25 protein-coding genes and 1 other RNA gene are annotated in these 24,780 nt (G+C 63.5%); 13 read left to right on the plus strand and 13 right to left on the minus strand.

Going from position 1 to position 24,780, the window contains the following annotated elements; all coding sequences use genetic code 11:
• Positions 1–37 precede the first annotated feature (37 nt).
• Positions 38–973 (minus strand): class II glutamine amidotransferase, encoded by a 936-nt coding sequence (locus tag PQR42_RS33940; RefSeq protein WP_408219017.1) that lies wholly within the window; start codon positions 971–973, stop codon positions 38–40.
• 166 nt (positions 974–1,139) lie between these two features.
• On the opposite strand from PQR42_RS33940, the gene pyrC reads away from it, so the two are divergent.
• The 3 genes from pyrC to rnpB all read left to right on the plus strand — a co-directional run bounded on the left by pyrC (position 1,140) and on the right by rnpB (position 3,553).
• Positions 1,140–2,201, plus strand: coding sequence for a dihydroorotase (gene pyrC, locus PQR42_RS33945; RefSeq protein ID WP_408219020.1), 1,062 nt, complete (start codon positions 1,140–1,142; stop codon positions 2,199–2,201).
• Positions 2,202–2,212: 11 nt separating this feature from the next.
• The gene (locus tag PQR42_RS33950; RefSeq protein ID WP_408390758.1) at positions 2,213–3,043 is read left to right on the plus strand and encodes a DUF3025 domain-containing protein; all 831 of its coding nucleotides are present in this window, start codon (positions 2,213–2,215) and stop codon (positions 3,041–3,043) included.
• 96 nt (positions 3,044–3,139) lie between these two features.
• Positions 3,140–3,553, plus strand: an RNA gene (rnpB, locus tag PQR42_RS33955) — RNase P RNA component class A.
• Between the two features lie 105 nt (positions 3,554–3,658).
• Here rnpB and PQR42_RS33960 read toward each other — a convergent pair.
• Positions 3,659–4,081 (minus strand): OsmC family protein, encoded by a 423-nt coding sequence (locus PQR42_RS33960; protein ID WP_105509556.1) that lies wholly within the window; start codon positions 4,079–4,081, stop codon positions 3,659–3,661.
• A 658-nt stretch (positions 4,082–4,739) separates the two neighbouring features.
• On the opposite strand from PQR42_RS33960, the gene rplM reads away from it, so the two are divergent.
• The 3 genes from rplM to erpA all read left to right on the plus strand — a co-directional run bounded on the left by rplM (position 4,740) and on the right by erpA (position 6,215).
• Positions 4,740–5,168: a 50S ribosomal protein L13 gene (rplM, locus tag PQR42_RS33965; protein ID WP_020069304.1), complete on the plus strand. Its 429-nt coding sequence runs from the start codon at positions 4,740–4,742 to the stop codon at positions 5,166–5,168.
• Positions 5,169–5,179: 11 nt separating this feature from the next.
• Positions 5,180–5,572 (plus strand): 30S ribosomal protein S9, encoded by a 393-nt coding sequence (gene rpsI / locus PQR42_RS33970; protein WP_011489810.1) that lies wholly within the window; start codon positions 5,180–5,182, stop codon positions 5,570–5,572.
• Between the two features lie 277 nt (positions 5,573–5,849).
• Positions 5,850–6,215, plus strand: coding sequence for an iron-sulfur cluster insertion protein ErpA (gene erpA, locus PQR42_RS33975; RefSeq protein ID WP_007180424.1), 366 nt, complete (start codon positions 5,850–5,852; stop codon positions 6,213–6,215).
• An 80-nt stretch (positions 6,216–6,295) separates the two neighbouring features.
• On the opposite strand, the gene PQR42_RS33980 is transcribed toward erpA, so the two are convergent.
• Entirely contained in the window at positions 6,296–7,426 is a 1,131-nt protein-coding gene (locus tag PQR42_RS33980) for an anhydro-N-acetylmuramic acid kinase (protein WP_408390756.1), read from the minus strand.
• A gap of 206 nt (positions 7,427–7,632) precedes the next feature.
• On the opposite strand from PQR42_RS33980, the gene tyrS reads away from it, so the two are divergent.
• The 3 genes from tyrS (at position 7,633) to PQR42_RS33995 (ending at position 10,143) form a co-directional block, all read left to right on the plus strand.
• Positions 7,633–8,877: a tyrosine--tRNA ligase gene (gene tyrS / locus PQR42_RS33985; protein ID WP_408219030.1), complete on the plus strand. Its 1,245-nt coding sequence runs from the start codon at positions 7,633–7,635 to the stop codon at positions 8,875–8,877.
• A 31-nt stretch (positions 8,878–8,908) separates the two neighbouring features.
• On the plus strand, positions 8,909–9,367 hold the full coding sequence (gene dtd, locus PQR42_RS33990) for a D-aminoacyl-tRNA deacylase (RefSeq protein WP_408219033.1): 459 nt from the start codon (positions 8,909–8,911) through the stop codon (positions 9,365–9,367).
• A 104-nt stretch (positions 9,368–9,471) separates the two neighbouring features.
• Positions 9,472–10,143: a histidine phosphatase family protein gene (locus PQR42_RS33995; RefSeq protein ID WP_408219036.1), complete on the plus strand. Its 672-nt coding sequence runs from the start codon at positions 9,472–9,474 to the stop codon at positions 10,141–10,143.
• Positions 10,144–10,177: 34 nt separating this feature from the next.
• Here the strand turns inward: PQR42_RS33995 and PQR42_RS34000 are convergent, their stop codons facing one another.
• The 3 genes from PQR42_RS34000 to ruvA all read right to left on the minus strand — a co-directional run bounded on the left by PQR42_RS34000 (position 10,178) and on the right by ruvA (position 12,920).
• Positions 10,178–11,119, minus strand: coding sequence for an oxygenase MpaB family protein (locus tag PQR42_RS34000; protein WP_408390754.1), 942 nt, complete (start codon positions 11,117–11,119; stop codon positions 10,178–10,180).
• A gap of 36 nt (positions 11,120–11,155) precedes the next feature.
• Positions 11,156–12,220: a Holliday junction branch migration DNA helicase RuvB gene (gene ruvB / locus PQR42_RS34005; RefSeq protein WP_106284022.1), complete on the minus strand. Its 1,065-nt coding sequence runs from the start codon at positions 12,218–12,220 to the stop codon at positions 11,156–11,158.
• Positions 12,221–12,338: 118 nt separating this feature from the next.
• A complete protein-coding gene (gene ruvA / locus PQR42_RS34010) occupies positions 12,339–12,920 on the minus strand; it encodes a Holliday junction branch migration protein RuvA (RefSeq protein WP_007180436.1) in 582 nt (193 codons plus the stop codon).
• A 160-nt stretch (positions 12,921–13,080) separates the two neighbouring features.
• Here ruvA and PQR42_RS34015 point away from each other — a divergent pair, with 160 nt between their 5' ends.
• Positions 13,081–13,713, plus strand: a complete 633-nt coding sequence (locus PQR42_RS34015) for a LysE family translocator (RefSeq protein WP_408219044.1) — start codon at positions 13,081–13,083, stop codon at positions 13,711–13,713.
• Between the two features lie 165 nt (positions 13,714–13,878).
• Here PQR42_RS34015 and ruvC read toward each other — a convergent pair whose 3' ends face one another.
• A complete protein-coding gene (gene ruvC, locus PQR42_RS34020; protein WP_106284025.1) occupies positions 13,879–14,421 on the minus strand; it encodes a crossover junction endodeoxyribonuclease RuvC in 543 nt (180 codons plus the stop codon).
• Positions 14,422–14,549: 128 nt separating this feature from the next.
• On the opposite strand from ruvC, the gene PQR42_RS34025 reads away from it, so the two are divergent.
• Complete coding sequence (locus tag PQR42_RS34025; RefSeq protein ID WP_408219047.1) at positions 14,550–14,789, plus strand: hypothetical protein; 240 nt, start codon at positions 14,550–14,552, stop codon at positions 14,787–14,789.
• Between the two features lie 268 nt (positions 14,790–15,057).
• Here the strand turns inward: PQR42_RS34025 and purH are convergent, their stop codons facing one another.
• The 5 genes from purH to PQR42_RS34050 all read right to left on the minus strand — a co-directional run bounded on the left by purH (position 15,058) and on the right by PQR42_RS34050 (position 21,007).
• Positions 15,058–16,623 (minus strand): bifunctional phosphoribosylaminoimidazolecarboxamide formyltransferase/IMP cyclohydrolase, encoded by a 1,566-nt coding sequence (gene purH / locus PQR42_RS34030; RefSeq protein WP_408390752.1) that lies wholly within the window; start codon positions 16,621–16,623, stop codon positions 15,058–15,060.
• A 45-nt stretch (positions 16,624–16,668) separates the two neighbouring features.
• The gene (locus PQR42_RS34035) at positions 16,669–16,902 is read right to left on the minus strand and encodes a Fis family transcriptional regulator (RefSeq protein ID WP_007180440.1); all 234 of its coding nucleotides are present in this window, start codon (positions 16,900–16,902) and stop codon (positions 16,669–16,671) included.
• A complete protein-coding gene (gene dusB / locus PQR42_RS34040; protein WP_408219052.1) occupies positions 16,899–17,963 on the minus strand; it encodes a tRNA dihydrouridine synthase DusB in 1,065 nt (354 codons plus the stop codon). The genes PQR42_RS34035 and dusB overlap by 4 nt, the downstream gene beginning before the upstream one ends.
• 239 nt (positions 17,964–18,202) lie before the next feature.
• Positions 18,203–19,594, minus strand: coding sequence for a UbiH/UbiF/VisC/COQ6 family ubiquinone biosynthesis hydroxylase (locus PQR42_RS34045; RefSeq protein ID WP_408219055.1), 1,392 nt, complete (start codon positions 19,592–19,594; stop codon positions 18,203–18,205).
• A 6-nt stretch (positions 19,595–19,600) separates the two neighbouring features.
• On the minus strand, positions 19,601–21,007 hold the full coding sequence (locus PQR42_RS34050; protein WP_408390750.1) for an aminopeptidase P N-terminal domain-containing protein: 1,407 nt from the start codon (positions 21,005–21,007) through the stop codon (positions 19,601–19,603).
• Positions 21,008–21,210: 203 nt separating this feature from the next.
• Here PQR42_RS34050 and PQR42_RS34055 point away from each other — a divergent pair, with 203 nt between their 5' ends.
• Both PQR42_RS34055 and loiP read left to right on the plus strand, forming a co-directional pair.
• Positions 21,211–21,825: a glutathione S-transferase C-terminal domain-containing protein gene (locus PQR42_RS34055; RefSeq protein ID WP_408239288.1), complete on the plus strand. Its 615-nt coding sequence runs from the start codon at positions 21,211–21,213 to the stop codon at positions 21,823–21,825.
• A 291-nt stretch (positions 21,826–22,116) separates the two neighbouring features.
• The gene (gene loiP / locus PQR42_RS34060) at positions 22,117–22,875 is read left to right on the plus strand and encodes a metalloprotease LoiP (RefSeq protein WP_408219065.1); all 759 of its coding nucleotides are present in this window, start codon (positions 22,117–22,119) and stop codon (positions 22,873–22,875) included.
• Positions 22,876–23,012: 137 nt separating this feature from the next.
• On the opposite strand, the gene lnt is transcribed toward loiP, so the two are convergent.
• The gene (gene lnt, locus PQR42_RS34065; protein WP_408390747.1) at positions 23,013–24,722 is read right to left on the minus strand and encodes an apolipoprotein N-acyltransferase; all 1,710 of its coding nucleotides are present in this window, start codon (positions 24,720–24,722) and stop codon (positions 23,013–23,015) included.
• Between the last annotated feature and the right edge of the window lie 58 nt (positions 24,723–24,780).

The following is a 24,780-nucleotide window of genomic DNA, read 5'->3' on the forward strand; positions in this document are numbered from 1 at the left end:
GATTTGATTCGAGCGAATGCCCGCGTGATTCAATGGCTCAGGATTCGAACGCGGCGGCGTCGTCCGCCGCTTCGAGGTCGACCTCGGCTTCTGCCTCGGGCAACGCTTCAGTCGAAGCCGCGATCGTAGTAGCCGAAGCCGACGCATCCAAAGCGGGATTGCGCAGCTTTTCCAGCACCGAAGCCGGCACCGGTACATTGACGCGCCCAATCACTTCGCCGTGTTGGAACATCATCAGATCGCCCGGTTCGAACGCGGTCCAGACTTCGTTGTCGGTGAGCGGCTTGGTGGCGATCACCGCGACGCGGTCTTCGGGCGTCGTGTATTTGGCGAAATCGATCGACACGTCCGCGTCGACGAGATGCGCGGTGGAAAACGGCCAGCGCCGCACGATGTAGTGCAGATGCGTGGAGCAATGCGCAAACAGCGCCTGGCCATTCGACATCAGGAAATTGAACACGCCGAACTGCGTGATTTCGCGCGTGAGCGTTTCGAGCGCGGCAAACAGTTCGTCGAGCGGCGGCTGCTGCGCGCCGGGAAATGCCTTGCGCAAGCCTTCGAGCAGCGCGCAGAACGCGAGTTCGCTGTCGGTCGTGCCGACCGGCTGATACACGCCCGTCAATACCGGCGAATAGTCCTTGAGGTCGCCGTTGTGCGCGAAGATCCAATGGCGTCCCCACAGTTCGCGCATGAACGGGTGGCAGTTTTCGAGCAGGATATGCCCCTGCGTCGCCTTGCGAATATGCGCGATCGTGTTCTTCGATTTGATCGGGTAGCGCTTGACCATTTCGGCGATCGGCGACGTGGCCGACGATTGATGGTCGATGAACAGGCGGCAGGCTTTGTCTTCAAAGAAGGCGATGCCCCAGCCGTCGGCGTGGTGATCGGTGACGCCGCCGCGCGCCGCAAAGCCGGTGAACGAGAACGTGACGTCCGTTGGCGCGGCGCAGTTCATTCCGAGAAGTTGGCACATGTTGCGGGTAAGCCTGTGAACGGGGCGAGCCGTTACAATGATGATTTTCCAAGCATATCACCGAGCCAGAAACGCCAAATAGCAAAATTGACGTGTGTTTATGCCGCAACGTTGCGGTTTGACCGCATAGATTGGCTTTTGTCGTCGAATCTCGTCCCCCGCCGCCATGACTGCTTCCAACGCTTCTCTCGACTCCATCACGCTCGCCCGTCCGGATGACTGGCACCTACACGTCCGCGACGGCGCGATGCTGGCCGCCGTGTTGCCAGACACCGCTCGCCAGTTCGGCCGCGCGATCATCATGCCGAACCTGAAGCCGCCGGTCACGACCACCGCGATGGCGCAGGCGTATCGCGAGCGGATCGTCGCCGCGATTCCCGCAGGCGCGAAATTCGAGCCGCTGATGACGCTGTACCTGACCGACAACACGCCGCCCGACGAAATCCGCCGCGCGCGCGAAAGCGGCTTCGTGCATGGTGTGAAGCTGTATCCGGCGGGCGCGACGACCAACTCGGACGCGGGCGTCACCGACATCATGAAGTGCGCCAAAACGCTCGAGGTGATGCAGGAAGTGGGCATGCCGCTGCTCGTGCACGGCGAGGTGACGGATTCGTCGATCGATCTGTTCGACCGCGAGAAGGTGTTCATCGACCGGGTCATGACGCCGTTGCGCCGCGCGTTTCCGGCGCTGAAGGTGGTGTTCGAGCACATCACCACGAAAGACGCGGTGGACTACATCCGCGAGGCCGGCGTCGCGCCGGAACTGCTGGGCGCGACGATCACGGCGCATCACCTGCTGTACAACCGCAACGCGATCTTCCAGGGTGGCATTCGGCCGCATTACTACTGCTTGCCGGTGCTGAAGCGGGAGACGCATCGCGTGGCGTTGGTCGAGGCGGCGACCTCGGGCAATCCGCGCTTCTTCCTCGGCACGGACAGCGCGCCGCATCCGAAGGGGCTGAAGGAGCATGCGTGCGGCTGCGCGGGTTGCTATACGGCGCTGCACGCGCTTGAGCTCTACACCGAAGCGTTCGACAAAGCCAACGCGCTCGACAAGCTCGAAGGTTTCGCGAGCTTTTTCGGTGCGGACTTCTATGGCCTGCCGCGCAGCGCGGAGAAGGTCACGCTGCGTCGTGAGGAATGGACGCTGCCGGCCGAATTGCCGGTTGGTGATACGCCGGTCGTGCCGTTGCGCGGCGGCGAGTCGATCGGCTGGCGCCTGGTTTGAGGTTGCGTTAGATGCAGGCGCATGAGGCGGAGCCGCCGCCCGGCTTTGCCCGAATCGACTGGTCGAAGCCGTGTTTCGCACCGTTCGCTGGACGTGGCACGCGTTGGCAGCAGGCCGCGCTGACAAGCTACGAGGCGTTGCTCGCCGAAATGAACGCTGATGCCGCCGAGATGCGGCAGACCACGGGCCGCGGCCAGCGCCTCGCGTTCATCGCGCAGGACGATCTGCCGCCCGGCGCGGCGTACGAAGCGCATATCGCGTCGACCGGCTGCGTGCCGACGCGCCACAATCTGCACGACTTCTTCAATGCGTCGATGTGGTTTGCTTTTCCGCGCATCAAGGCAGCGCTGAACGCGCGGCAGTCGGCGGCCATCGAGGTGTTGGGCGTCGGTCCGACCCGCGGCGGCGTGCGCGATACGCTGACCTTGTTCGACGAGAACGCACTGCTGTTCGCTTGCGCGGATCCCGCTTTGAGCGCGGCATTACGTGGGTTCGACTGGCACACGCTGCTGGTGGCTGGACGAGATGCGTGGGGGACACGTTGCGAGGTCCGCTGCTTCGGTCATGCGTTGCTGGAAAAGCTGATTGGGCCATTCAAGGCCTGCACGGGGCATGCGTGGATCGTCGATGTGCCGGCGGCGTATTTCGAGTGGGACGCCGTGAAGCGAGACGCGTGGCTGGACGAGTCCGTCGCCGTGGCGCTGCTCAACACCGATGCGCTGACAAGTCGCATGTTTGCGCCGTTGCCTGTGCTGGGCATTCCGGGCTGGTGGCCGGAGAACGAATCGCCCGCGTTTTACGACGACACTTCCGTGTTTCGCGCGGGGCGTCGCGCGCGTTGAGCCCGTTGAGGCGCGCCGCAGGATCCCTTGGCCATTCGGCTATTTCAGCCGCTGAACCGGCTTGCCGCTCCGGCAGGTGTTAAAATCCGCCCCAGCAAAGCAGGCTAGGCAGTCGCGGCCTCCGCGGTTTCGGCCAAAGAGGGCGAGGAAAGTCCGGACTCCACAGGGCAGGGTGATGGCTAACGGCCATCCGTGGCAACACGCGGAACAGGGCAACAGAAAGCAAACCGCCGATGGCCCGGCGCAAGCCGGGATCAGGTAAGGGTGAAACGGTGCGGTAAGAGCGCACCGCGGCTGCTGCAAGGCAGACCGGCACGGTAACCTCCACCCGGAGCAATTCCAAGTAGGCAGGCTAGCATCTTCGAGATGCAGGACGGGGCCCCTGTCACGTCTGCGGGTAGGAAGCTTGAGCGCGTCAGCAATGGCGCGCCTAGAGGAATGGCTGCCACGCGCGTCGCGTCTTCGGACGTTGCGCGTGCACAGAATCCGGCTTATCGGCTTGCTTTGCCACCTGACAAAAAATGCCGGCGTCCAGATGGACGCCGGCATTTTTCTTTGTGCGCGTGTGCGGCGGCGGGCGCTCGGGCCGGCGTCGCAGTAGCCGCAAGGCCGCGTTCAGCCCGCGACGATGTCGAACGAGTGCGTCAGCTCAGCCGTCTTGGCGATCATGATCGAGGCCGAGCAATATTTATCGTGCGACAGGTTGATCGCGCGTTCCACGGTGGCCGGGTTCAGATTCTTGCCCGTCACGGTGAAGTGAAAGTGGATCTTGGTGAACACTTTCGGATCTTCGCTGGCGCGTTCGGCCTTCAGCGTCACCGAGCAACCGGCGATTTCCTGACGGCTTTTCTTCAGGATCATCACGACGTCGTAGGCGGTGCAGCCGCCCGTGCCGAGCAAAACCATTTCCATCGGACGCGGCGCGAGGTTGCGGCCGCCGCCTTCAGGCGCGCCGTCCATCGCCACCAGATGGCCGCTGCCCGTCTCGGCCGCGAACGCCATCCCGTCTTGCCCCATCCAGCTCACTTTGCATTCCATGCTGTGCTCCACCGCGCTTCGCTATATCGAGACGGCATTGTAGCCCGGTGTTTGGGTGTCCGCCCGAGGCGACTTTTGCCACAAGTTATGCGCGATGACGGCTTGCGTGTTGCGCTGCGGCATGTTCAGGCGATTCGGGAATGCCCTGACGGGTTTAGGGGTTTTACTCTAGATCATGTCTGGCCGCGCGACTGTTTAGTGTCCAATTAGTGTTTGATTTAAAAGGAGATTCTCTAAACGTTGGTCGTCAAACGATGTTGCCGCATTATGAAATCGCATTTCGCAATGCAAATGTTCTTGCGTCGCACAAGGTCGGCTCATATAATTGCTTCTGTCTCCTCCACCTCCTCCTTTGGTGGATTAAACCCGAACCGCTCGTTCGGGTTTTTTTTCGCCCGCATCTTTCGTCCGGCGCCCAAGCAAGCCGGTTTCGGGTGCATTCAGGCGTTAAAATCACGCTCCCGGACTGCCGGATTACCGCGAATCTCGCGCAAACTCCCGTACGTTTTGACTTGCCGTAGCAAATTCCTTTATAATTCAGGGCTTTTCCGCATCCGCGCCCGCGGAGGAAGAACCAGGGAGAGCCTGCACGCGCCTCGATGCGCACACTACAAGCAGGAAAAAACACATTGGGCGCAGCAATTTTTTTGGATCGATCATGAAGACGTTTTCCGCAAAAGCCCATGAGGTTACGCGTGAATGGTACGTGATTGACGCGACGGATAAGGTTCTCGGGCGTGTCGCCAGCGAAGTGGCACACCGTCTTCGCGGCAAGCACAAGCCTGAATTCACTCCGCACGTCGACACCGGTGATTTCATCATCGTTATCAACGCCGGCAAGCTGAAGGTCACGGGCAACAAGGCTACTGACAAGAAGTACTACCGCCACTCGGGCTACCCGGGCGGTATCTATGAAACGACGTTCGGCAAGATGCAAGAACGCTTCCCGGGCCGTGCGCTCGAGAAAGCGGTCAAGGGCATGCTGCCGAAGGGCCCGCTCGGCTACGCGATGATCAAGAAGCTGAAGGTCTACGCTGAAGCAACGCATCCGCATTCGGCACAACAGCCGAAAGCGCTCGAGATCTAAGGGGAGCCCACATGATCGGTAACTGGAATTACGGCACGGGCCGCCGCAAGAGCGCCGTCGCACGCGTCTTCATCAAGGCAGGCAAGGGCGATATCGTTGTGAACGGCAAGCCTATCGCCGATTACTTCTCGCGCGAAACGTCGCTGATGATCGTGCGTCAGCCGCTGGAACTCACGAACCACGGCGTCACGTTCGACATCAAGGTCAACGTGACGGGTGGCGGTGAAACGGGTCAAGCCGGTGCGGTTCGCCACGGCATCACCCGCGCGCTGATGGACTACGACGCAACGCTGAAGCCGGAACTGTCGAAGGCTGGCTTCGTGACGCGTGACGCTCGTGAAGTCGAACGTAAGAAGGTCGGCTTCCACAAGGCACGTCGCCGGAAGCAATTCTCGAAGCGTTAATCGTTTCGGGTGCGAGCCGGCTTTCGGGTCGGAGCGCTGCAAAAGCCGCCAACGCTTTCGCGAAGGCGGCTTTTTTCATGGTTTCGCGGCTCGGTGCGGTTCAGTGTTACAGCAACGAACTCGTCGTCAAGCGGCGAGATATCCCGCTTAGCCGGACTGGTGGCGGCAGAACGCGCCGTCCATCGATTTTCAGGAAGAACCCATTGATTTTGTGGGCTTCAGCACGATATCGAGATCAGCCCTACAATAGCGGTTAGAAGCTTTTTGGAGAGTTCGAATGAACGCAGTCACCGATACACCCGTGACCGAGATGCCCGCCCCCTTCGTTTTTACCGACGCAGCGGCTGACAAGGTCAAGCAACTGATCGAAGAAGAAGGCAATGCGGACCTCAAACTGCGCGTTTTTGTGCAGGGCGGCGGCTGCTCGGGCTTTCAGTACGGTTTTACCTTCGACGAAGCCGTCAACGAAGACGACACCGTCATGAACAAGAGCGGCGTCCAGCTGCTGATCGATTCGATGAGCTACCAGTACCTGGTGGGCGCTGAGATCGACTACAAGGACGACATCAACGGCGCGCAGTTCGTCATCAAGAACCCGAACGCTACGACCACCTGTGGTTGCGGCTCGTCGTTCTCGGTGTGATGGCCGGTTAGTCGAAAGCATGTGAAAAACGGCGCTTCGGCGCCGTTTTTTATTGCGATCGGCGGAATCCCGCGCCGTGATCAGCGCGGATAGATCGCCCCGAGCACGCGCTCGGCTGACGCGCCCGTCACCGCCGGCAGATTGCCCGGCAGACGCGCGACGCAGCGCATCGCAAGCCAGGCGAACGCCAGCGGCTCGACCTGGCTCGGCGGCACGCCGAGCGCATCGGTCGTCATGACGGGAACGCCGCTGACGCCGCTGTCCTCCAGCGCCTGCTGCAGCGCTTTCAGAATCTCCGGATTCCGCGCGCCGCCGCCGCAGACATAGACCGCTCTCGCGTCCGACGCGTGCCGTTCGATTTCACGCGCGACTGTCACCGCGGTGAGTGCAACCAGCGTCGCTTGCACGTCGGCGGGGTCAAGCCCGGCGAAAGGCTGCAACTTCGCATCAAGCCATTCCGCATTGAACAGATCACGGCCGGTGCTCTTCGGCGGCTGTTGCGCGAAAAAGGGCTCATCGAGCAAGGCGTTGAGCAGCGTGCGATCCACCTGGCCGCCCGCCGCGAAATGGCCGTTCTCGTCGAAAGGTTTGCCGAGATGGCGCTGCGCCCATTCGTCGAGGAGCGCGTTGGCCGGCCCGCAGTCGAAGCCGCGCACGCTGCCCGTCGCGTTCAGGATCGTGATATTGCTGATCCCGCCAAGATTGCAGACCACGCGCGTTTCATTTTTCGCGCCAAACACGGTGGCGTGAAAGGCCGGCACGAGCGGCGCGCCCTGGCCGCCGGCCGCGACGTCGCGGCTGCGGAAATCGGCGATTACGTCGATATGCATCATTTCCGCGAGCAGCGCGGGGTTGTTGATCTGCCGTGTATAACCCTTTTCCGGCCGATGCCGCACGGTCTGCCCGTGCACGCCGATCGCACGCACCTCCGCGGCCGGTACGCGGCTTCCGTGCAGCAACTCGTGGCAGCACACCGCGTAACGCGTGGCGAGCGCATTGGCGGCCAGCGCCTCGCGCTCGATCTCGTTGTCGCCGGGTTGCTGGAGCGCGAACAAGGCGTCGCGCAGGCCCGCCGCAAAGCCGACAAACGCCTCGGCCAGCACCACCGGCGGCTTACCTTGAGCGAACCTGACGGCTACGCCATCCACGCCGTCCATGCTGGTGCCGGACATCAATCCAAAGTAGACGCCGTCTGCGGGGTCTTGCGCCACGTTGCTGCTCCTCTCGATGGTTCGTTGCGAACCGTTGTAGCAGATTATCGGGCGAAGCGCGGCCGAATATAAAGCGTCGCGACGCCGGCAGCAGGCCGCCGAACGCGGAAATCGTGCGTCGGCGGGGCGCTTGTGGCTGCGTCAGTGGGCGCGGCGGCGCGCATCTATGGGACAATCTCCTTTTTTCGCGACTTCACGTTTCCAGCATGAGCACCGAGTCCACCAAGCCCAGCCCTGCCTTTCCGATCACCGATGAAGTCCGTCACGCCCTCGCGGTCACCAAACGCGGTGTCGACGAACTCCTGATCGAAGACGAATTCGCGCAAAAGCTCGCGAAGAGCGCGGCTACGGCCACGCCGTTGCGCATCAAGCTTGGGCTCGATCCGACCGCACCGGACATCCACATCGGCCACACGGTCGTGTTGAACAAGATGCGCCAGTTGCAGGATCTCGGCCATACGGTGATCTTTTTGATCGGCGATTTCACGTCATTGATCGGCGATCCGTCGGGTCGTAACGCCACCCGCCCGCCGCTTACACGCGAACAGATCGAATCGAACGCGAAGACGTATTTCGAGCAGGCCGCGCTCGTGCTCGACCGCGACAAGACCGAAATCCGCTACAACAGCGAATGGTCGATGCCGCTCGGCGCCGACGGCATGATCAAGCTCGCGTCGCGCTACACGGTGGCGCGGATTCTCGAGCGCGAGGACTTCACCAAGCGTTTTCAGGGCGGCGTGCCGATCTCGATTCACGAGTTCCTGTACCCGCTGATGCAAGGCTACGACTCGGTCGCGCTGAACGCGGACCTCGAACTCGGCGGCACGGACCAGAAGTTCAACCTGCTGGTGGGCCGCGAGCTGCAGAAGCAATACGGCCAGGAACAGCAGTGCATCTTGACGATGCCGCTGCTCGAAGGGCTGGACGGCGTCGAGAAGATGTCGAAGTCGAAGAACAACTACATCGGCATCAGCGAAAAGCCGACCGACATGTTCGGCAAGTTGATGAGCATTTCCGACGTGCTGATGTGGCGTTACTTCGAACTGCTGTCGTTCCGGCCTATGGAAGAAATCGCCGGCTTCAGGAAGGAAATCGAAGCGGGCCGCAATCCGCGCGATTTCAAGGTGATGCTCGGCCAGGAAATCGTCGCGCGCTTCCACTCGCAAGCCGATGCCGAGCGCGCGCTCGAAGACTTCAACCATCGCGCGAAGGGTGGCGTGCCGGACGATATCCCGGCTGTGACGCTTGCGGGCGCGCCGCTCGCGATCGGCCAGTTGCTCAAGCAGGCCAACCTCGTGCCGTCGACCAGCGAAGCGCTGCGCAACATCGAGCAGGGCGGCGTGAAGATCGATGGCGCGACCGTGTCCGACAAGGGTCTGAAAGTCGAAGCCGGCGAGTATGTCGTGCAGGTCGGCAAGCGCCGCTTTGCACGCGTCACGCTGACGGCCTGATGCGCCGCACGTCGCATCCGGAGTCGCGCCGATGATCGCGCTGATCCAACGCGTGCGGCGCGCGGAAGTGCGCGTGGCGGACCGCGTGACCGGCGCGATCGAAGCGGGCCTGCTCGCGCTCGTCTGCGCCGAACGCGGCGACACCGAGGCAGCCGCCGACCGGCTGCTGGCCAAGGTGCTCGGCTATCGCGTCTTCAGCGATGCCGCCGGCAAGATGAATCTCTCCGTGCAAAATCTCGACGGCGCCGGGCGCGCGGGCGGTTTGCTGCTCGTGTCGCAGTTCACGCTGGCCGCGGACACCAACAGCGGCCTGCGTCCGAGCTTTACGCCGGCCGCGCCGCCGGATGAAGGCAAGCGCCTCTTCGATTACTTCGTCGCGGCCGCGCGGGCGAAGCATCCGCTCGTCGAGACCGGAGAGTTCGGCGCGGACATGCAGGTGTCGCTCGTCAACGATGGGCCGGTCACGTTCTGGCTGCAAACGAACGCCTGAACCTTGGCCTTAAATGCGCGCCATGGTGCGCGCATCCAGCCTCCAGCCACTTTTGCGACAATAGCGGCTCGGCATAACCGGCTAATGGCGCCCACTTTCATCCCATGACAACGCAGATTCTGTTCATCCGGCACGGCGAGACCGACTGGAACCGCATCAAGCGCATTCAAGGTCACATCGACATTCCGCTCGCCACGACGGGGCTGGCGCAAGCGCAACGCCTTGCGCGCCGCATGGCCGATGAGGCGAAGCAGGGCGCACGGCTCGACGCGATCTATTCGAGCGATCTGCAACGCGCGCAGCAGACCGCGCAGCCGATCGCCGATGCGCTCGGCTTGGCACTGCAGTTGCGCGAAGGCCTGCGCGAGCGTTCATACGGAGCGTTCCAGGGCCACGACAGCGACGAGATCGCGCTGCGTTTCCCCGACGAGTACGCACACTGGCAAACGCGTGATGCGGGCTTCGCGCCGCCGGAGGGCGAGTCGCAACGCACGCTCTACCATCGCGTGCTGCACGCGATTGAACCGCTGGTCGCCGCGCATCCCGGCGGGCGCATTGCCTGCGTCGCGCATGGCGGCGTGCTCGATTGCGTGCGACGTTTTGCCTGCGGTTTGCCGCTTGATGCGCCGCGTGACTATCCGTTGCTGAACACGAGCGTGAACACGGTGGATTTCGACAATGGCAAGGCGACGATCGTGTCGTGGGCGGATGTTTCGCATCTCGATGCGCCGAGTGCGGATGACAGTTTCAAGAAGGTGCCGGAGCCGGGTCGTTGATTGGCTTGCTCGCGTTCGAGTGCCGTCGCTCGCGTTACTCCGGCTCGCGTACGCCCGCGGCCACACGACGGCGTGCCCGTTTCGATACACCATTCACCAGCGCCCACCGAATGACCGGCGCCACCAGCCGCACACCGGGCCTCGCCACCGCACGGCGAAGCGCCGCGTAGCGCTGAAATCCCAACATCGCCTGTGCCCAATCGGGCAGAAGATCGACACCGGCGTTGAACATCAACACGCCGGCTGGCCGCATCGATAGGCTCGGGGTGGGCGCGTTCATCAGAACCCTCACGACTTCGCGCGTGCGCTCGCTGGCCACGAGCCCTGGCTGCATCGCGAGCAAGTAAGCGTCGATCTCGGCTCGCGAGCGCGGAATATCCGACGCGCCAAGCATCCCGGCAATGCGCGCGGTTTCAGCGAAGTACTGATCCTGCGCGGCAACGGGCAGCGTCGGATTCACATAGCGCAAGTGCGCGGTCATGAAGCTCGACACTTCGGCGACATGCACCCACGTCAACAGCGCGGGTTCGCTCGCGCGATAGGGCTGGCCGTCAGGCGCGACGCCGCTGACGCCTAGATGAATGCGCTTCACGCGTTCGACCAGCGCCAGCGCGTCGTGCCGGCTGCCGTATGTCGTGCCCGCGATGAAAGTCGCGGTGCGGCGCAGGCGGCCGAGAATGTCGGTGCGAAACGTCGAATGGTCCCATACGCCGGCGAGCGCAAGCGGGTGCAACGCTTGCAGCAGTAGCGCGCTGATGCCGCCCGTCATCATCGACGTGAAATCGGCGTGGACTTTCCAGCACACGGAGTCCGGCCCGAACAGGCCCGGGTCGCCCGGAGGCGACAGGTAGTCGAGCGTGGGACCGCTGCCGCTTGTCAGATGCGTGACCCCGGCGGCCAGCTTCGAGCGAAGCCTGCCGGTGAGAAGTTGCGAGAGACCGCTGGAGGAGTTGGACTGGCTGGTTTGGTCGGACATCCTGATTCGGTCTCGCGCGACGTGACGTGTATCGGCTCAGGTTGCGGCCGAATCCCACAGACCGGGCAGGCCGCTCGACGAGTCGGGTGCGGCGAGGCCGAAATGCCGGTACGTCAGCAGCGTGGCGACGCGGCCGCGTGGTGTGCGTTGCAGGAAGCCTTGCTGGATCAAATAAGGCTCGAGCACGTCTTCAATCGTGTCGCGTTCTTCACCGATCGCCGCTGCCAGATTGTCGACGCCGACTGGGCCGCCGTCGAATTTGTGCAGGATCGCTTCGAGCAGCTTGCGGTCCATCAGGTCGAAGCCGACTGCATCCACGTCGAGCATCTTGAGCGCGGCGTCGGCCACTTGCGCGGTGATGTTGCCGTCGGCCTTTACTTCGGCGAAGTCGCGCACGCGCCGCAGCAAGCGGTTCGCGATCCGCGGCGTGCCGCGCGCGCGCTTGGCGATCTCGAATGCGCCGTCCGGATGGATTTGCGCATGGAGCAGCGACGCCGAACGGGTGACGATGCGCGCCAGTTCCTCGGCGTTATAAAACTCGAGCCGCGCCACGATGCCGAAGCGGTCGCGCAGCGGGTTGGTCAGCATGCCCGCGCGCGTGGTCGCGCCGACCAGCGTGAACGGTTGCAGATCCAGCTTCACGCTACGCGCAGCCGGCCCTTCGCCGATCATGATGTCGATCTGATAATCCTCCAACGCCGGGTACAGAATTTCTTCGACGACCGGCGAGAGCCGGTGGATTTCGTCGATGAACAGCACGTCGTTGGCTTCGAGATTGGTGAGCAGCGCGGCGAGGTCGCCGGCGCGTTCGAGCACCGGTCCGGACGTTTGCCGCAGATTGACACCCATTTCCCGCGCAATGATGTGCGCGAGCGTGGTTTTGCCGAGACCCGGCGGCCCGAACAGCAAGACGTGGTCCAGCGATTCGGAGCGACGCTTGGCGGCCTCGATAAAGATTTCCAGCTGGCCGCGTACTTTTTCCTGCCCGACATATTCTTCGAGCTGGCGCGGGCGCAACGCCCGCTCGAACGCTTCTTCGTTCGGCGAGACGGGCGTGGCCGCGATGATGCGCTCGGCGGCGAGTTTGTCGGTTTCGATCATGCGTTCATTGTACCGCGAGCCGCCCGCCGCGAAACTCGGCCGAATGGCCAGGGTGCGCGGCTCGCAGGCGTATGCGAAGCTTCAGTTGTCGCTCGCATGTCGAACCGAGGGCTGCGCGTCAGCCCTTGGACAGCGCCTTCAACGCGAGCTTGATGCCTTCGGAAACACCGGTGCCGGCCGGCACGTTTTTGACGGCGGCCAACGCTTCTTTTTCGGAGTAACCCAATGCGAGCAGTGCGTTCAGGATATCGGAGGCGTGGTCGGATGCCGACGCCGCGCCCGCCATCGCGCCCAGATCGGCGCCAATCTTGCCCTTCAGTTCGAGGAGCAAGCGCTCCGCCGTCTTCTTGCCGATGCCGGGCACCCGCGTCAGACGCGCCGCGTCCTGCATCGTGACGGTCTGCGCGAGTTCGTGCACGCTCATGCCCGACAGCACCGCCAACGCCATACGCGCGCCGATGCCGGAAATTTTCAATAGTTCGCGGAAGGTCGAGCGTTCCTCGGCGGTGCCGAAGCCGTACAGCAGGTGCGCGTCTTCGCGCACGATCATCTGCGTGAGCAGCACGACACGTTCGCCGGTCGAGGGCAGGTTGTAGAACGTGCTCATCGGCACATCGACTTCGTAACCGACGCCGTTGCAGTCGACGAGCAGATGCGGCGGGTTTTTTTCCAGCAGAACGCCGGCAATGCGACCGATCATGGCGAATTCAATCCTGAGAGAAAGGGCGAGTGTAGCGCAGCGCGTGAGCGTCGAGTGGCCTGCGAGTTACGCGTAATCGCGGTTGACCCGCGCGAGGCCGCCCCATAGACTGAGATCCCTTTTGGCGGGTTCTCATCCCACTCACCCAGAAGGAGCTTTCATGCTGAGCCTCACCACTCTCGCGCTGTTTGCCGGCGCGTGTCTCGCGTTGACCGCCACGCCCGGCCCCGACATGTTGCTGATTGCCTCGCGCAGTGTGAGCCAGGGGCGTTCCGCGGGCTTTGCGTCGCTGTCGGGAATTCTGGTCGGCACGTATTGTCATGCGTTGGCCGCGGCGTTCGGCTTGTCGCAACTCTTTCTGGCAGTTCCCATGGCATACGACGTCGTTCGTTTTGCCGGCGCCGCGTATCTGCTCTATCTCGCCTGGAAAACGTTCCGTGCGCAGGGCACGGTGCTCGCGCCGAATGCGTCGATGAGCCGTTATCCGGTTGGCCGCATTTTCCGTCAGGGCCTCTTCACCAATCTGCTGAATCCGAAAGTCGCGCTGTTCGTCCTCGCGCTGTTTCCGCAATTCGTGCGGCCCGAAGCGGGGTCGGTCGCGTTGCAGATCATGGTGCTGGCCACCGTGTTAAACCTGATCGGCTTCTGCGTGAACGGCGCGGTGATCCTGATGGCGAGCAAGCTGAGCCGCAAGCTGTCGGCGGGGCGGCGGCCGTCGCGACTGCCGCAGTATCTGCTGGGGACGGTGTTCGCTGGGTTGGCCTGCCGTCTAGCGCTGGCTAGCCGGAATTGATCGGCGCGAATGCGCGGTGTAAAGGCGTTGCGTACCATCTTGCGTAAGCCGTAAGCCGTAAGCCGTAAGCCGTAAGCCGTAAGCCGTAAGCCGTAAGCCGTAAGCCGTGAGCCATGAGCCACGCGTGCGCGGCGCGAAGTCGGCCAACGGGCCGCGTTTGCCGTGCTATCCGACCAAACGTCCACGCCTCACGCGCAGCCCCTTCTTCGCCAGCGAAGGCGCGATGCCGCCCAACGTGCTCAGCGTCGTGCCGCCGTGCGCGTGGCAGATCGCCATGCCGAGCGCATCGGCGGCGTCGGTGCCGGGTACGCCGGACAGATTGAGCAGGCGCACCACCATCTGTTGCATCTGCTCTTTGGTTGCGCGGCCGTAACCCACCACGGCCTGCTTCAATTGCAGGGCGGTGTATTCGGCGACCGGCACTCCGCCCGCGACCAGTCCGCAGATTGCCGCGCCGCGTGCCTGGCCAAGCAGCAAGGTGGATTGCGGGTTGACGTTGACGAACACTTTTTCAATCGCCGACTGATCCGGCGAATGCTGCCGGATTAACGTGGAGATGCCTTCGAAGATGGTGCCGAGGCGCGACGGCAGATCGGCGTCGGCGGTTTTGATGACGCCGCTCGCGACATAGCTGAGCTTGTGGCCGCTTTGGTCGATCACGCCGAAGCCGGTCACACGCAGGCCGGGGTCGATGCCGAGAATTCTCATGAGGTGCCGCAAATGCGGTAAAAACCAGGTGCTTGCGATACTACAACACACGCGCCGCGTGGCGGTCGGCGCGCGGCGCTGTCAGCGGAATAAAAACTGCTGAGTGTGCTGCAAGGAGACATTCGCACATGGAGCGCTATAGGAATCTCAGCGGCGACTCGGGCGTCGAGGCCTATGAAATCGGCGACGATTTCGTCGCGGTCCGCTTCAAGCCCGGCGTGGTGTATTGGTACACCGAGGCGAGCGTCGGCGCACGGCACGTCGCCGCGCTCAAGCGTCTGGCGCGGAGCGGGCAGGGGCTCAGCACTTATATCAGCCAGCACGCGGACGTGAACGGAGGCTACGCGAGAAAGGAACCGGACGACTGAGCGGCGCGTCAAGCGCGGCACAGGCACGGCACAGCCGGCACAAGCAGAACAAGCAGAACAAGCAGAACAAGCAGAACAAGCAGAACAAGCAGAACAAGCAGAACAAGCAGAACAAGCAGAACAAGCGGAACAAGCAGAACAAGCGGAACAAGCTCCGCACCAAAGAAAACGGCCCGGTGGAAAATTCCACCAGGCCGTTTCTCTAAAGCCCAAACTTCACCAGCAACCCGGTTTCACCAACAAACACGCGCCGCTGCCAAAACCCAAATCAATGCCGGAAGTGACGCACGCCAGTCAACACCATCGCGATATTGTGCTCATCCGCCGCGCTGACCACTTCATCATCGCGCATCGAACCGCCCGGCTGGATCACGCAGGTCGCGCCTGCCGCCACCACCACGTCGAGGCCGTCGCGGAACGGGAAGAACGCATCCGACGCCACAGCCGAACCGGCCAGCGTCAAACCGGCGTTCTGCGCCTTGATGCTGGCGATGCGTGCCGAGTCCACGCGGCTCATCTGGCCCGCGCCGACGCCGAGCGTCATGCCGTTGCCGCAGAACACGATGGCGTTCGACTTCACGTACTTCGCCACGCGCCATGCGAACAGCAGATCGTTCATTTCCTTCGGCGTCGGATGACGCTTCGTGACCACGCGCAATTCACGCGGCTGCACGTTCTTCGAGTCGAGCGACTGCACCAGCAGGCCGCCACCCACGCGCTTCAGGTCGAACGCGTTATGGCCTTCGCCCAGCGCGATTTCCAGCAGACGCACGTTCTGCTTGGCCGCGAACACCTGGCGCGCTTCGGCGCTGAACGACGGCGCGATCAGCACTTCGACGAACTGCTTCGCCACGGCTTGCGCCGCTGCTTCGTCCACTTCGCGGTTGAACGCGATGATGCCGCCGAACGCCGAGGTCGGGTCGGTCTGGAATGCCTTCGCGTACGCTTCGTTGGCATCCGCGCCGACTGCCACGCCGCACGGATTCGCGTGCTTGACGATCACGCAGGCCGGCACGTCGAAGGTCTTCACGCATTCCCAAGCCGCGTCGGAATCCGCGATGTTGTTGTACGACAGTTCCTTGCCCTGCAACTGGTTGTAGTTCGCCAGTGCGCCGGGCGGCACCGACAGGTCGCGGTAGAACGCCGCGCTCTGATGCGGGTTTTCGCCGTAGCGCAGGTCCTGCACCTTGTCGAACGCGAGGTTGAACGTCGCCGGATAAGCGTTGCGCGACGCGTGCTGGAGTTCGTCGGTCAGGCTCGTCAGGTAGTTCGTGATCGCGCCGTCGTACTGCGCGGTGTGCGCGAACACCTTGGTGGCGAGGCGGAAGTTCGTCTTGTACGACACGGCATTGCTGTTCCCGCGCATCTCGTCGAGTACGACCGCGTAGTCGGCCGGATCGACCACCACCGTCACGTCGCGATGGTTCTTCGCGGCCGAACGCAGCATGGTCGGACCGCCGATGTCGATGTTCTCGATCGCGTCTTCCAGCGAGCATTCTTCTTTCGACACGGTCTGCACGAACGGGTACAGATTCACGACCAGCAGGTCGATGGTCGGAATGTCGTGCTTTTCAAGCGCTGCCATGTGTTCCGGCAGGTCGCGGCGCGCGAGAATGCCGCCGTGCACCTTCGGATGCAGCGTTTTCACGCGCCCGTCCAGCATTTCCGGGAAGCCCGTGTAATCGGCGACTTCGGTGACGGAGAGACCTGCGTCCGCGAGCAGTTTCGCGGTGCCGCCGGTCGACAGGATCTTGACGCCGAGGTCCGACAGCGACTTGGCGAAGTCGACGATGCCGGACTTGTCGGAAACGGAGATGAGCGCTTGCTTGATCATGATGAAGACGAAAAGCCGAAGGGAAACGTGGCAGGGCGCCTGAAACTACAACAAACCATGCTGTTGCAGCTTCTTGCGCAGCGTATTGCGGTTGATGCCGAGATACTCGGCGGCCAGCGACTGATTGCCGCCGGCCTGCTCGAGCACCACTTCGAGCAGAGGTTTTTCTACGCAGGAAATCACCATGTCGTAGACGTCGTGCGGATTGGAGCCGTCGAGATCCTGGAAATACATCCCCAGGCTGTCGCGGACAGATTGTTCGATATTGTTCTTGCTCATGCTGCTAGTCGGTCGGTTTGGTCCGGCTCGCCGTTTTCGTTGAGCGTCTCGTCGACGTAGACGAGACGGTCTGAGATCGCCTTTTGGGCGTCGAAGAATTCGTTGACGGCGAGGAGTTGTTCGCGCGTGGTGTCCAGCGTATTCATGCGATGCCGGAACACGTTGGCGCCAGAAAGGCCGCGAGTGTACCAGCCGATGTGCTTACGCGCAGTGCGGACACCGGTAAATTCGCCGTAGAAAGCGTAGTGGTCTTCCAGATGCTCGTTCATCACCTGCTGGATTTCGTCGATGCGCGGCGGCGGCAGCAACTCGCCCGTTTGCAGGAAATGCTCGATCTCGCGGAACAGCCACGGGCGCCCCTGCGCCGCGCGGCCGATCATGATGGCGTCGGCGCCGGTGGCGGCCAATACCTCGCGTGCTTTTTGCGGCGACGTAATGTCGCCGTTGGCGACCACCGGAATGCGCACCGCCGCCTTCACCGCGGCGATGGTCTCGTATTCGGCGTCGCCGTGATACAGATCGGCGCGGGTGCGGCCGTGCACGGTCAGCATCGAAATGCCGGCCGACTCGGCCAGACGCGCGACGTTCAGCGCATTCTTGTTCTCGCGATCCCAGCCCGTGCGGATCTTCAGCGTAACGGGCACCGCGTCGGGCCCGACGCCCACGGCGCCCACCACCGCCTCGACGATGCGTTGCACCAGCGGCTCGTTCTGCAGCAGGGCCGAACCCGCCGCGACGTTGCACACCTTCTTGGCCGGGCAGCCCATGTTGATGTCGATGATCTGCGCGCCGTTCGCCACGTTATAGCGGGCCGCTTCGGCCATCATGGCCGGATCGGCGCCGGCGATCTGCACGGCGATCGGCTCGACCTCGCCCGCGTGATTGGCGCGGCGCATGGTCTTCTCGCTCTTCCACAACTGCGCGTTCGAGGCGACCATTTCCGACACCGCATAGCCCGCGCCCAGCCGTTTGCATAGTTGCCGGAACGGCCGGTCGGTCACGCCGGCCATAGGCGCGACGAACAGGTTATTACGCAGATTGTGGGAGCCGAGAGTGGGCATAACGTGAGACGCGGTGGACGCGCGCGCGGCCGATTGGTCAATTTCTGTCAATCGGAGCGTTCGCGAAATGCGAGAGAAAACCGCTATTTTAGCGTTAACGGATAGCCGGCACCCGACATGTGCCTGTCGTAACCCATTAAATCTTCTATGAAAGTGCGCCGATTCATAGAACCGGCGCGACTCGCGCGGCACCATCCGCGCGAAGCAGAAAGGCCGTGCGGCGCGAGCGGGCGGCGCGCCTAGCGGCGCTGTCCGAACATCATTTGCCGTGCCAGCGCGGTTTTCACCGGCGGCAGGAATTCGAGCGCGGTGAGGGCGAGGCCGCGCATGACCGCGAGCGGCGCGAAGTCGACGGTGAAGAGGCGCGCGAGCGTGTCGGTGGCGCCGATCGTCATGCGCCGGTCGAGTGCGCGGCGCTGCGCGAAGGTCGCCAGCGCGAGCGGGGTTGGACCTTCCGCCGACAAGGCGTCGGCGAGCGCGTGCGCGTCGCGCAGACCCAGGTTCAGGCCCTGACCCGCGACCGGATGCAGCGTCTGCGCCGCGTTGCCGATTGCGACGACGTGACCGTTCACCAGCGTTTCCACCGCGTTCAGCCCCAACGGGAACGACGCGCGTCCCTTGATGTGCGTAAAGCGGCCCATGCGGTCGCCGAACGCGGCGCCGAGTTCGCGCAGGAAGGCTTCGTCGGAAAGTTGCGCGCGGCGTGCGGCTTCTTCGGGCGCACAGCACCAGACCAGCGCGTAGTCGGCGCCGCGCACGCCGCCCATCGGCAGCAACGCGATCGGACCTTGCGACGTGAAGCGCTCCCATGCCACATGCGGTTGCGGCGCGGATACGGTCACCGTGCCGACCAGCGCGGTCTGGCCGTAGTCGCGCGAGCCAGGGTCGACGGCGCCTCGGCCTGCGCGCCGTGCGGCGCCGCCGTCCCGGCCGGTTTGCTGATCAGCGCTTTTCGCCGCGATGTTGGCGGCTTGGCTGTCGGCAGTGTCGTCGTCCGCGCCGTGGCCGACTTGCTCGTCCACATTCACGCCGGTGCCCTTGCCGCCGCGTTTGCCCGCGCCTTTACCCGACTTCTGATCACCGAACAAACCGCCTTCGGCATTCACCAGAATGCGCGTGCGCAACTGACGCGTGACGCCCGCGGTTTCGATCGGCAGCGTGACGCCGTCGAGTTCCTGCGTCGGCGCCCCAGCGGAAGTGGAGCGGAACCAATGCACGGCGGTGGCGTGCACCGCCTCGGCGAGACCGTGCACGATCGAGCCATAACGCAGCACATAGCCGAGCGCCGGCAAGCCATGCTCGCCGTGATCGATCAGCGTGCGGCCGAAGTGGCCGCGCTGCGACACGTGGATGCGCTGGATCGCGGTGGCATCGGCGGGCCAGCGCAGCGGTTCCAGGATCATCCGGCTGCCGTGCGACACGGCGATGGCGCGCGGATCGGCGATCGAATCTTCCGGCTCGCGCGCGTCGACGAGCGCGATCTTCAGCGCCCGCGTCGCGCTGCGGCGCGCCAGCCAGCCGGCCAGCGCCAGCCCGACCGGACCGGCGCCGACGATCGTCACGTCGAAATCGAACGGATGGCCGGCCTTGGCGGGCTTCAGGATCACCGTCGACGGGGAAACGTCATTCATTGCGAGTTACTTCCCTGTTTCATATGCCGCGCGGGCTTCCTGCATCAGCGCCTCGATCTCGTCGGCGGCGACCGGCACGTCGCGCGTCATCAATTCGCAACCGGTCGGCGTGACGATGGCGTCGTCCTCGATGCGGATGCCGATGTTCCAGTAGCGCTCGGGCACGCCTTCGGTCGGCCGGATATACAGGCCGGGCTCGATGGTCAGCGTCATCGACGCCTGCAGCGTGCGCCACGGCAGCGCGCCCGCTTCGTCGCGCGGCGCGCCGCGTTCGCGGTAGTCGCCGACGTCGTGCACGTCCATGCCGAGCCAGTGGCCGGTGCGGTGCATATAGAAAGGCGCGTAGGCGCGTTCGGCGATCACGTCGTCGACCGAGGCGAATTTCGCGCGGTCGATAATGCCGGTGTCGAGCAAGCCCTGCGACAGCACGCGCACGGCGGCCTGGTGCGGGTCGTCGAAGGTGGCGCCGGCGCGGGTGGCGTCGATCGCGGCTTGCTGCGCGGCCAGCACGATGTCGTACAGTTCGCGCTGCGCCGGCGTGAAGCGGCCGCTCGCGGGGAAGGTGCGGGTGATGTCGGAGGCGTAGCCGTCGAGTTCGCAGGCCGCGTCGATCAGGATCAGGTCGCCGTCCTGGGCAATCGCGTTGCCGGCCGGGTAGTGCAGCACGCAGGCGTTCTCGCCCGCCGCGACGATCGACGTATAAGCCGGTGCCTGCGCGCCGAACTTGCGGAAGGTGTAGAGCAGTTCGGCTTCGAGTTCGTACTCGCGCACGCCCGGATGGCACGCGGCCATGGCGCGCCGATGCGCCTGGGCGGAAATCTGCCCGGCCCGCCGCATGATGGCGAGTTCGTGATCGTCCTTGATGAGCCGCATCTCGTCGAGCAACGGGATGAGATCGCGTGCGGTCGCGGGCGCGGCGACACCGCCACGGCTTTGCGCCCGCACCGCGTCGAGCCAGCCGCGCACCCGTTCGTCCAGTTGCGCCGAGGCGCCGAGCGCGTAATGCAGCGACGGCTTGTCGGCGAGCAGCCGCGGCAATTGCGTGTCGATTTCGCCGATGGCGAACGCGGCGTCGAAACCGAAGGCCGCGCGCGCGCCGTCCGGGCCGAAGCGGAAACCTTCCCACGTTTCGCGCTCGACGTTTTTCTCGCGGCAGAACAGCACCGAAGCCGGCTCGCCGGGCGCGGCGCTGGCGTCGAGCACCAGCAACGCTTCGGGCTCGGTGAAACCGGTCAGGTAGTAAAAATAGCTGTCGTGACGGTAGGGATAGTCGGCGTCCCGGTTGCGCAGCGCCTCCGGCGCGGTGGGGACGATGGCGACGCCGCCACCCGCTGCCCGCAGCGCGGCGAGTACGCGCTCACGGCGCGTGCGGTAGACGTCGATGGCGATGGTGGGTTCGGTCAGCTGGTTCATCGTGCGATTGTAGCGCCCATGCGCGGAGTTATTTTGCGCGGGATACTTGCGTAAGTGGCGGCCAACGCGCTCTCGGCGCTGTTGCAATCCGTCCACAGCGAGTCCCCGCGCGGCTCGCGAAGCGTCGGCGTGACGCTTCTGAACGCTCGTGAACGGCGCCAAGCACTTATACTTTCGCCGGATTCAGAAAAAGGCAGATGGTAATGATGAAACTCATCGGTTCGCTCGCCAGTCCCTTCGTGCGTAAAGCGCGGATCGTGCTGGCCGATAAGAAGATCGACTACGAACTGGTGCCCGAGAATGTCTGGGCGCCGGACACTCGCATTCACACCTTCAATCCGCTCGGCAAAGTGCCGTGCCTCGTGATGGAAGATGGCGAAGCGGTGTTCGACTCGCGGGTGATCTGTGAATACGTGGATACGCTCTCGCCGGTCGGCAAGCTGATTCCCCAGTCGGGACGCGAGCGCGTCGAGGTGCGCTGCTGGGAAGCGCTCGCCGACGGCGTGCTGGACGCGGCGGTGCTGATTCGCCTCGAAGGCACGCAGCGCGCGCCGGAGCAGCGCGTGGACGCGTGGGTCGCGCGCCAGCAGCGCAAGATCGACGAAGCCCTGATCGCAATGGCGCAAGGATTGGGCAGCAAGACGTGGTGCGCGGGCAATCACTACACGCTTGCCGATATCGCGATGGGTTGCGCATTGGGTTATCTGGATTTCCGCATGCCGGAATTGAACTGGCGCGAACCATATCCGAATCTGGACAAACATTTCCAGAAGCTCTCGCTGCGTCAGTCGTTCATTGATACGGTGCCGTCTGACTGAATAAGCGACTAATTGAACGCGAGGGAGGCTGTTTTGATTAACGTGGTCCGCAATATCGGGCAGTTTGCAAAATAGTGTCATTCAAGCTTCCAGAAAGCTGAATTAAAGCTTACGTTTGTGGTAAAAATGCGCCTGCTCGTCAGGCGCTTTTTTTTGTCTGTCGCGTGGTGCAAAAGTGTTTATGCAATTTATATATCCGGCTTCTTTGCCGACGATATGAAACCGTTGCGAACAGGTGGTGCATTAAAAAGCGCGCCGCTGAAATGAATAACATCGCAGAGAGACTTCCACATGAAATCGTACCGCTTTGCCATTGCCGCTTCCGCCTGTGCTTTATTTGCAGCGTGCTCGAATGTCAGCAACGTCGATCCGTCCGCGCTGATCAAGTCCGGCCAGATGGCCACTCAGGCTGCCACGCTGAGCGACGCCGACGTGCGCGCCCTGACCGACAAGTCGTGCGCGCAACTGGACAGTGAAAACAAGATTGCCGCGGCGAACAGCAAGTACCAGACGCGCCTGAACAAGATTGCCGCGCAACTGGGCGACAACATCAACGGCACGCCGGTGAACTACAAGGTGTACATGACCAAGGACGTCAACGCGTGGGCCATGGCCAACGGCTGCGTGCGCGTCTACAGCGGTTTGATGGACATGATGAACGACAACGAAGTGCGCGGCGTGGTCGGCCATGAAATGGGCCACGTGGCGCTCGGCCACACGAAGAAGGCGATGCAGGTCGCGTATGCGACTTCGGCGGCGCGTTCCGTGGCGTCATCAGCGGGGGGCGTGGCGGGCGCGCTGTCCGGTTCGCAACTCGGCGATTTTTCCGAGAAGCTGATTAACGCGCAATTCTCGCAAACGCAGGAAAGCGCAGCCGACGATTATTCGTTCGACTTGCAGAAAAAGAAGAATCTCGATCCGTCGGGATTGGTGACGGCATTCAACAAGCTCTCGGCATTGGATGGCGGTAAATCGAGCATGTTGAGTTCGCATCCGGCGTCGCCGGCGCGTGCGCAGCATATTCAGCAGCGTATTGCCTCGAACCAGTAAGGTTTGATTGGTACTAAAACGCGCGCTCGCGGTAATCCGCGGCGCGCGTTTTTTATTTCAGCGTTTTTTTGTGGCTCGATTCGCGCGCGCCGCTTTCATATAGGCGGCGCGCGAGATCGACGTGGCTTAATCGCGGCTTATTGCTTGCCGTTGCGGCGCCGCGTAATGCCCGGCCCGAACGCAAAGCCGAACGCCAGCAGCAGCAACGAAACCGCCAGCACGGTGTTATTGCCGCTCGTGATGTAAGGCGTGCTGCCTGCGGTGCCTTGCACGGTGACGTCGAGCGAGCCGATCGTGTACGGCGTCAGGCGGCCGAGCACCTTGCCGTTCGCATCGATCGCGGCCGTCATGCCGGTGTTGGTCGCGCGCAGCATCGGGCGGCCGGTTTCCAGCGAACGCATGCGCGCGATTTGCAGATGCTGGTCGAGCGCGATGGTGTCGCCGAACCAGGCCAGATTGGTCGAATTGACCAGCACGCCGGCGGGCGTACCGCTTTCGCGGATGGTCCGCGCAATCTCTTCGCCGAAAATGTCTTCGTAGCAGATGTCCACGGCGACCGGCTGGTTATGCACGATGAACGGCTTCTGCACCGGGGCGCCACGGAAGAAATCGCCGAGCGGAATGCTCATCAGGTTGACGAACCAACGGAAGCCCCACGGCACGAATTCGCCGAACGGCACGAGGTGGTGCTTGTCGTAGCGATACACGTCGCGCGTGCCGGGTGTGACGCCGAACAGGCTGTTCGTATAGTCGATCACCTGGCCTTCCGGCGTGATGGTACCGCCGATCGCGCCGAACAGAATCGCGCTGCCGGTCGAGTCCGAGAAGTTGCGCACCGCCGACGCGAAAGGCGCCGGCAACTGCTGCGCAAGCACAGGAATGGCGGTTTCCGGCGTGACGATCAGATCGGCCGGTTTCGAGGTGATCATCTGTTGAAACTGATCGATCGCGGCGCGCATGCCGGATTCCTCGAACTTCATTTCCTGTTTGACGTTGCCTTGCAACAGGCGCACGGTCAACGGCGCGTTGGCCGGCACGGTCCATTGCACGAACGGCAGCAGCAGGCCGGCGGCGATCAGCGCCAGCGCGATTGCGCCGGGCACGACGACGCGCGCTACGCCGGGTTTCGCGCCGTTGCCGTTCCGGCTGGCATCGGCGTTCTTGTCCGTTTTGCGCGAGGACAGCAACGGTAGCAGCGCTTGCACAATTAGCGCGGCCACCAGCGCCAGCATCCAGCCGACGCCATACACGCCCGCTACCGGCGCAAAGCCGGCAAACGGGCCGTCCACTTGAGCATAGCCGCTCGCGAGCCACGGAAAGCCCGTGAACACCGTGCCGCGCAGCCATTCGCCGATCGCCCACGCGCTCGCGAACGCCAGCGCGCCATGCCAGGTCGGCGAAAACGGCGTGTCGTCGACGGCGGCGCCATTGCGCGCATGACCGGCGCAGAACGACCAGACGCCGGCCGCCAGCGCCGGATAAACCGCCAGATACAGCGAGAACAGCACGACGGCCGCGGCGGCGAGCGGCGCCGCCATGCCGCCGTAGAAATGCATGCTGACGTAGAGCCACCACACGCCTGTCACGAAATTGCCGAAGCCGAATGCGCCGCCCGTCAACGCCGCGCTCTTCCACCCGGTGGTGCGCGTGAGCCAGGCGAAGAAGAACGCGAAGATCGCGAGTTCGAGCCAGCCACCGTGCGGCGTCGGCGCGAACGAGAGCGTATTGGCCGCGCCCGCGGCCAGCGCGACGAGGTAATGCCAGCGCGGCAGCGTGCGCCCGCGCGTTTGCTGGGCGGCGGAAGCGCTCACGCCGCGGCGCGAACGGGAAGTCATCGGGTCGGCCATCGTTGCGCGGTCGGCGTGAAAGGTTGAACAGCGAGTTGAAGAAGCGAAGAGAGAACCG

Source organism: Paraburkholderia sediminicola (assembly GCF_046027355.1).
GTDB classification, from domain to species: Bacteria; Pseudomonadota; Gammaproteobacteria; order Burkholderiales; family Burkholderiaceae; genus Paraburkholderia; species Paraburkholderia sediminicola_B.

Bases quoted from the DNA above. Each gene is read 5' to 3' on its own strand.
- ruvC (WP_106284025.1), bottom strand. From the start codon at position 14,421: ATGAGAATTCTCGGCATCGACCCCGGCCTGCGTGTGACCGGCTTCGGC.
- ruvA (WP_007180436.1), bottom strand. From the start codon at position 12,920: ATGATCGGTCGCATTGCCGGCGTTCTGCTGGAAAAAAACCCGCCGCAT.
- ruvB (WP_106284022.1), bottom strand. From the start codon at position 12,220: ATGATCGAAACCGACAAACTCGCCGCCGAGCGCATCATCGCGGCCACG.
- loiP (WP_408219065.1), top strand. From the start codon at position 22,117: ATGAAATCGTACCGCTTTGCCATTGCCGCTTCCGCCTGTGCTTTATTT.
- PQR42_RS33940 (WP_408219017.1), bottom strand. From the start codon at position 973: ATGTGCCAACTTCTCGGAATGAACTGCGCCGCGCCAACGGACGTCACG.
- PQR42_RS34055 (WP_408239288.1), top strand. From the start codon at position 21,211: ATGATGAAACTCATCGGTTCGCTCGCCAGTCCCTTCGTGCGTAAAGCG.
- rpsI (WP_011489810.1), top strand. From the start codon at position 5,180: ATGATCGGTAACTGGAATTACGGCACGGGCCGCCGCAAGAGCGCCGTC.
- rplM (WP_020069304.1), top strand. From the start codon at position 4,740: ATGAAGACGTTTTCCGCAAAAGCCCATGAGGTTACGCGTGAATGGTAC.
- PQR42_RS33995 (WP_408219036.1), top strand. From the start codon at position 9,472: ATGACAACGCAGATTCTGTTCATCCGGCACGGCGAGACCGACTGGAAC.
- PQR42_RS34050 (WP_408390750.1), bottom strand. From the start codon at position 21,007: ATGAACCAGCTGACCGAACCCACCATCGCCATCGACGTCTACCGCACG.
- PQR42_RS34000 (WP_408390754.1), bottom strand. From the start codon at position 11,119: ATGTCCGACCAAACCAGCCAGTCCAACTCCTCCAGCGGTCTCTCGCAA.
- PQR42_RS34015 (WP_408219044.1), top strand. From the start codon at position 13,081: ATGCTGAGCCTCACCACTCTCGCGCTGTTTGCCGGCGCGTGTCTCGCG.
- PQR42_RS34025 (WP_408219047.1), top strand. From the start codon at position 14,550: ATGGAGCGCTATAGGAATCTCAGCGGCGACTCGGGCGTCGAGGCCTAT.
- pyrC (WP_408219020.1), top strand. From the start codon at position 1,140: ATGACTGCTTCCAACGCTTCTCTCGACTCCATCACGCTCGCCCGTCCG.
- dusB (WP_408219052.1), bottom strand. From the start codon at position 17,963: ATGCCCACTCTCGGCTCCCACAATCTGCGTAATAACCTGTTCGTCGCG.
- PQR42_RS34045 (WP_408219055.1), bottom strand. From the start codon at position 19,594: ATGAATGACGTTTCCCCGTCGACGGTGATCCTGAAGCCCGCCAAGGCC.
- PQR42_RS33960 (WP_105509556.1), bottom strand. From the start codon at position 4,081: ATGGAATGCAAAGTGAGCTGGATGGGGCAAGACGGGATGGCGTTCGCG.
- purH (WP_408390752.1), bottom strand. From the start codon at position 16,623: ATGATCAAGCAAGCGCTCATCTCCGTTTCCGACAAGTCCGGCATCGTC.
- PQR42_RS33950 (WP_408390758.1), top strand. From the start codon at position 2,213: ATGCAGGCGCATGAGGCGGAGCCGCCGCCCGGCTTTGCCCGAATCGAC.
- dtd (WP_408219033.1), top strand. From the start codon at position 8,909: ATGATCGCGCTGATCCAACGCGTGCGGCGCGCGGAAGTGCGCGTGGCG.
- tyrS (WP_408219030.1), top strand. From the start codon at position 7,633: ATGAGCACCGAGTCCACCAAGCCCAGCCCTGCCTTTCCGATCACCGAT.
- PQR42_RS34035 (WP_007180440.1), bottom strand. From the start codon at position 16,902: ATGAGCAAGAACAATATCGAACAATCTGTCCGCGACAGCCTGGGGATG.
- lnt (WP_408390747.1), bottom strand. From the start codon at position 24,722: ATGGCCGACCCGATGACTTCCCGTTCGCGCCGCGGCGTGAGCGCTTCC.
- erpA (WP_007180424.1), top strand. From the start codon at position 5,850: ATGAACGCAGTCACCGATACACCCGTGACCGAGATGCCCGCCCCCTTC.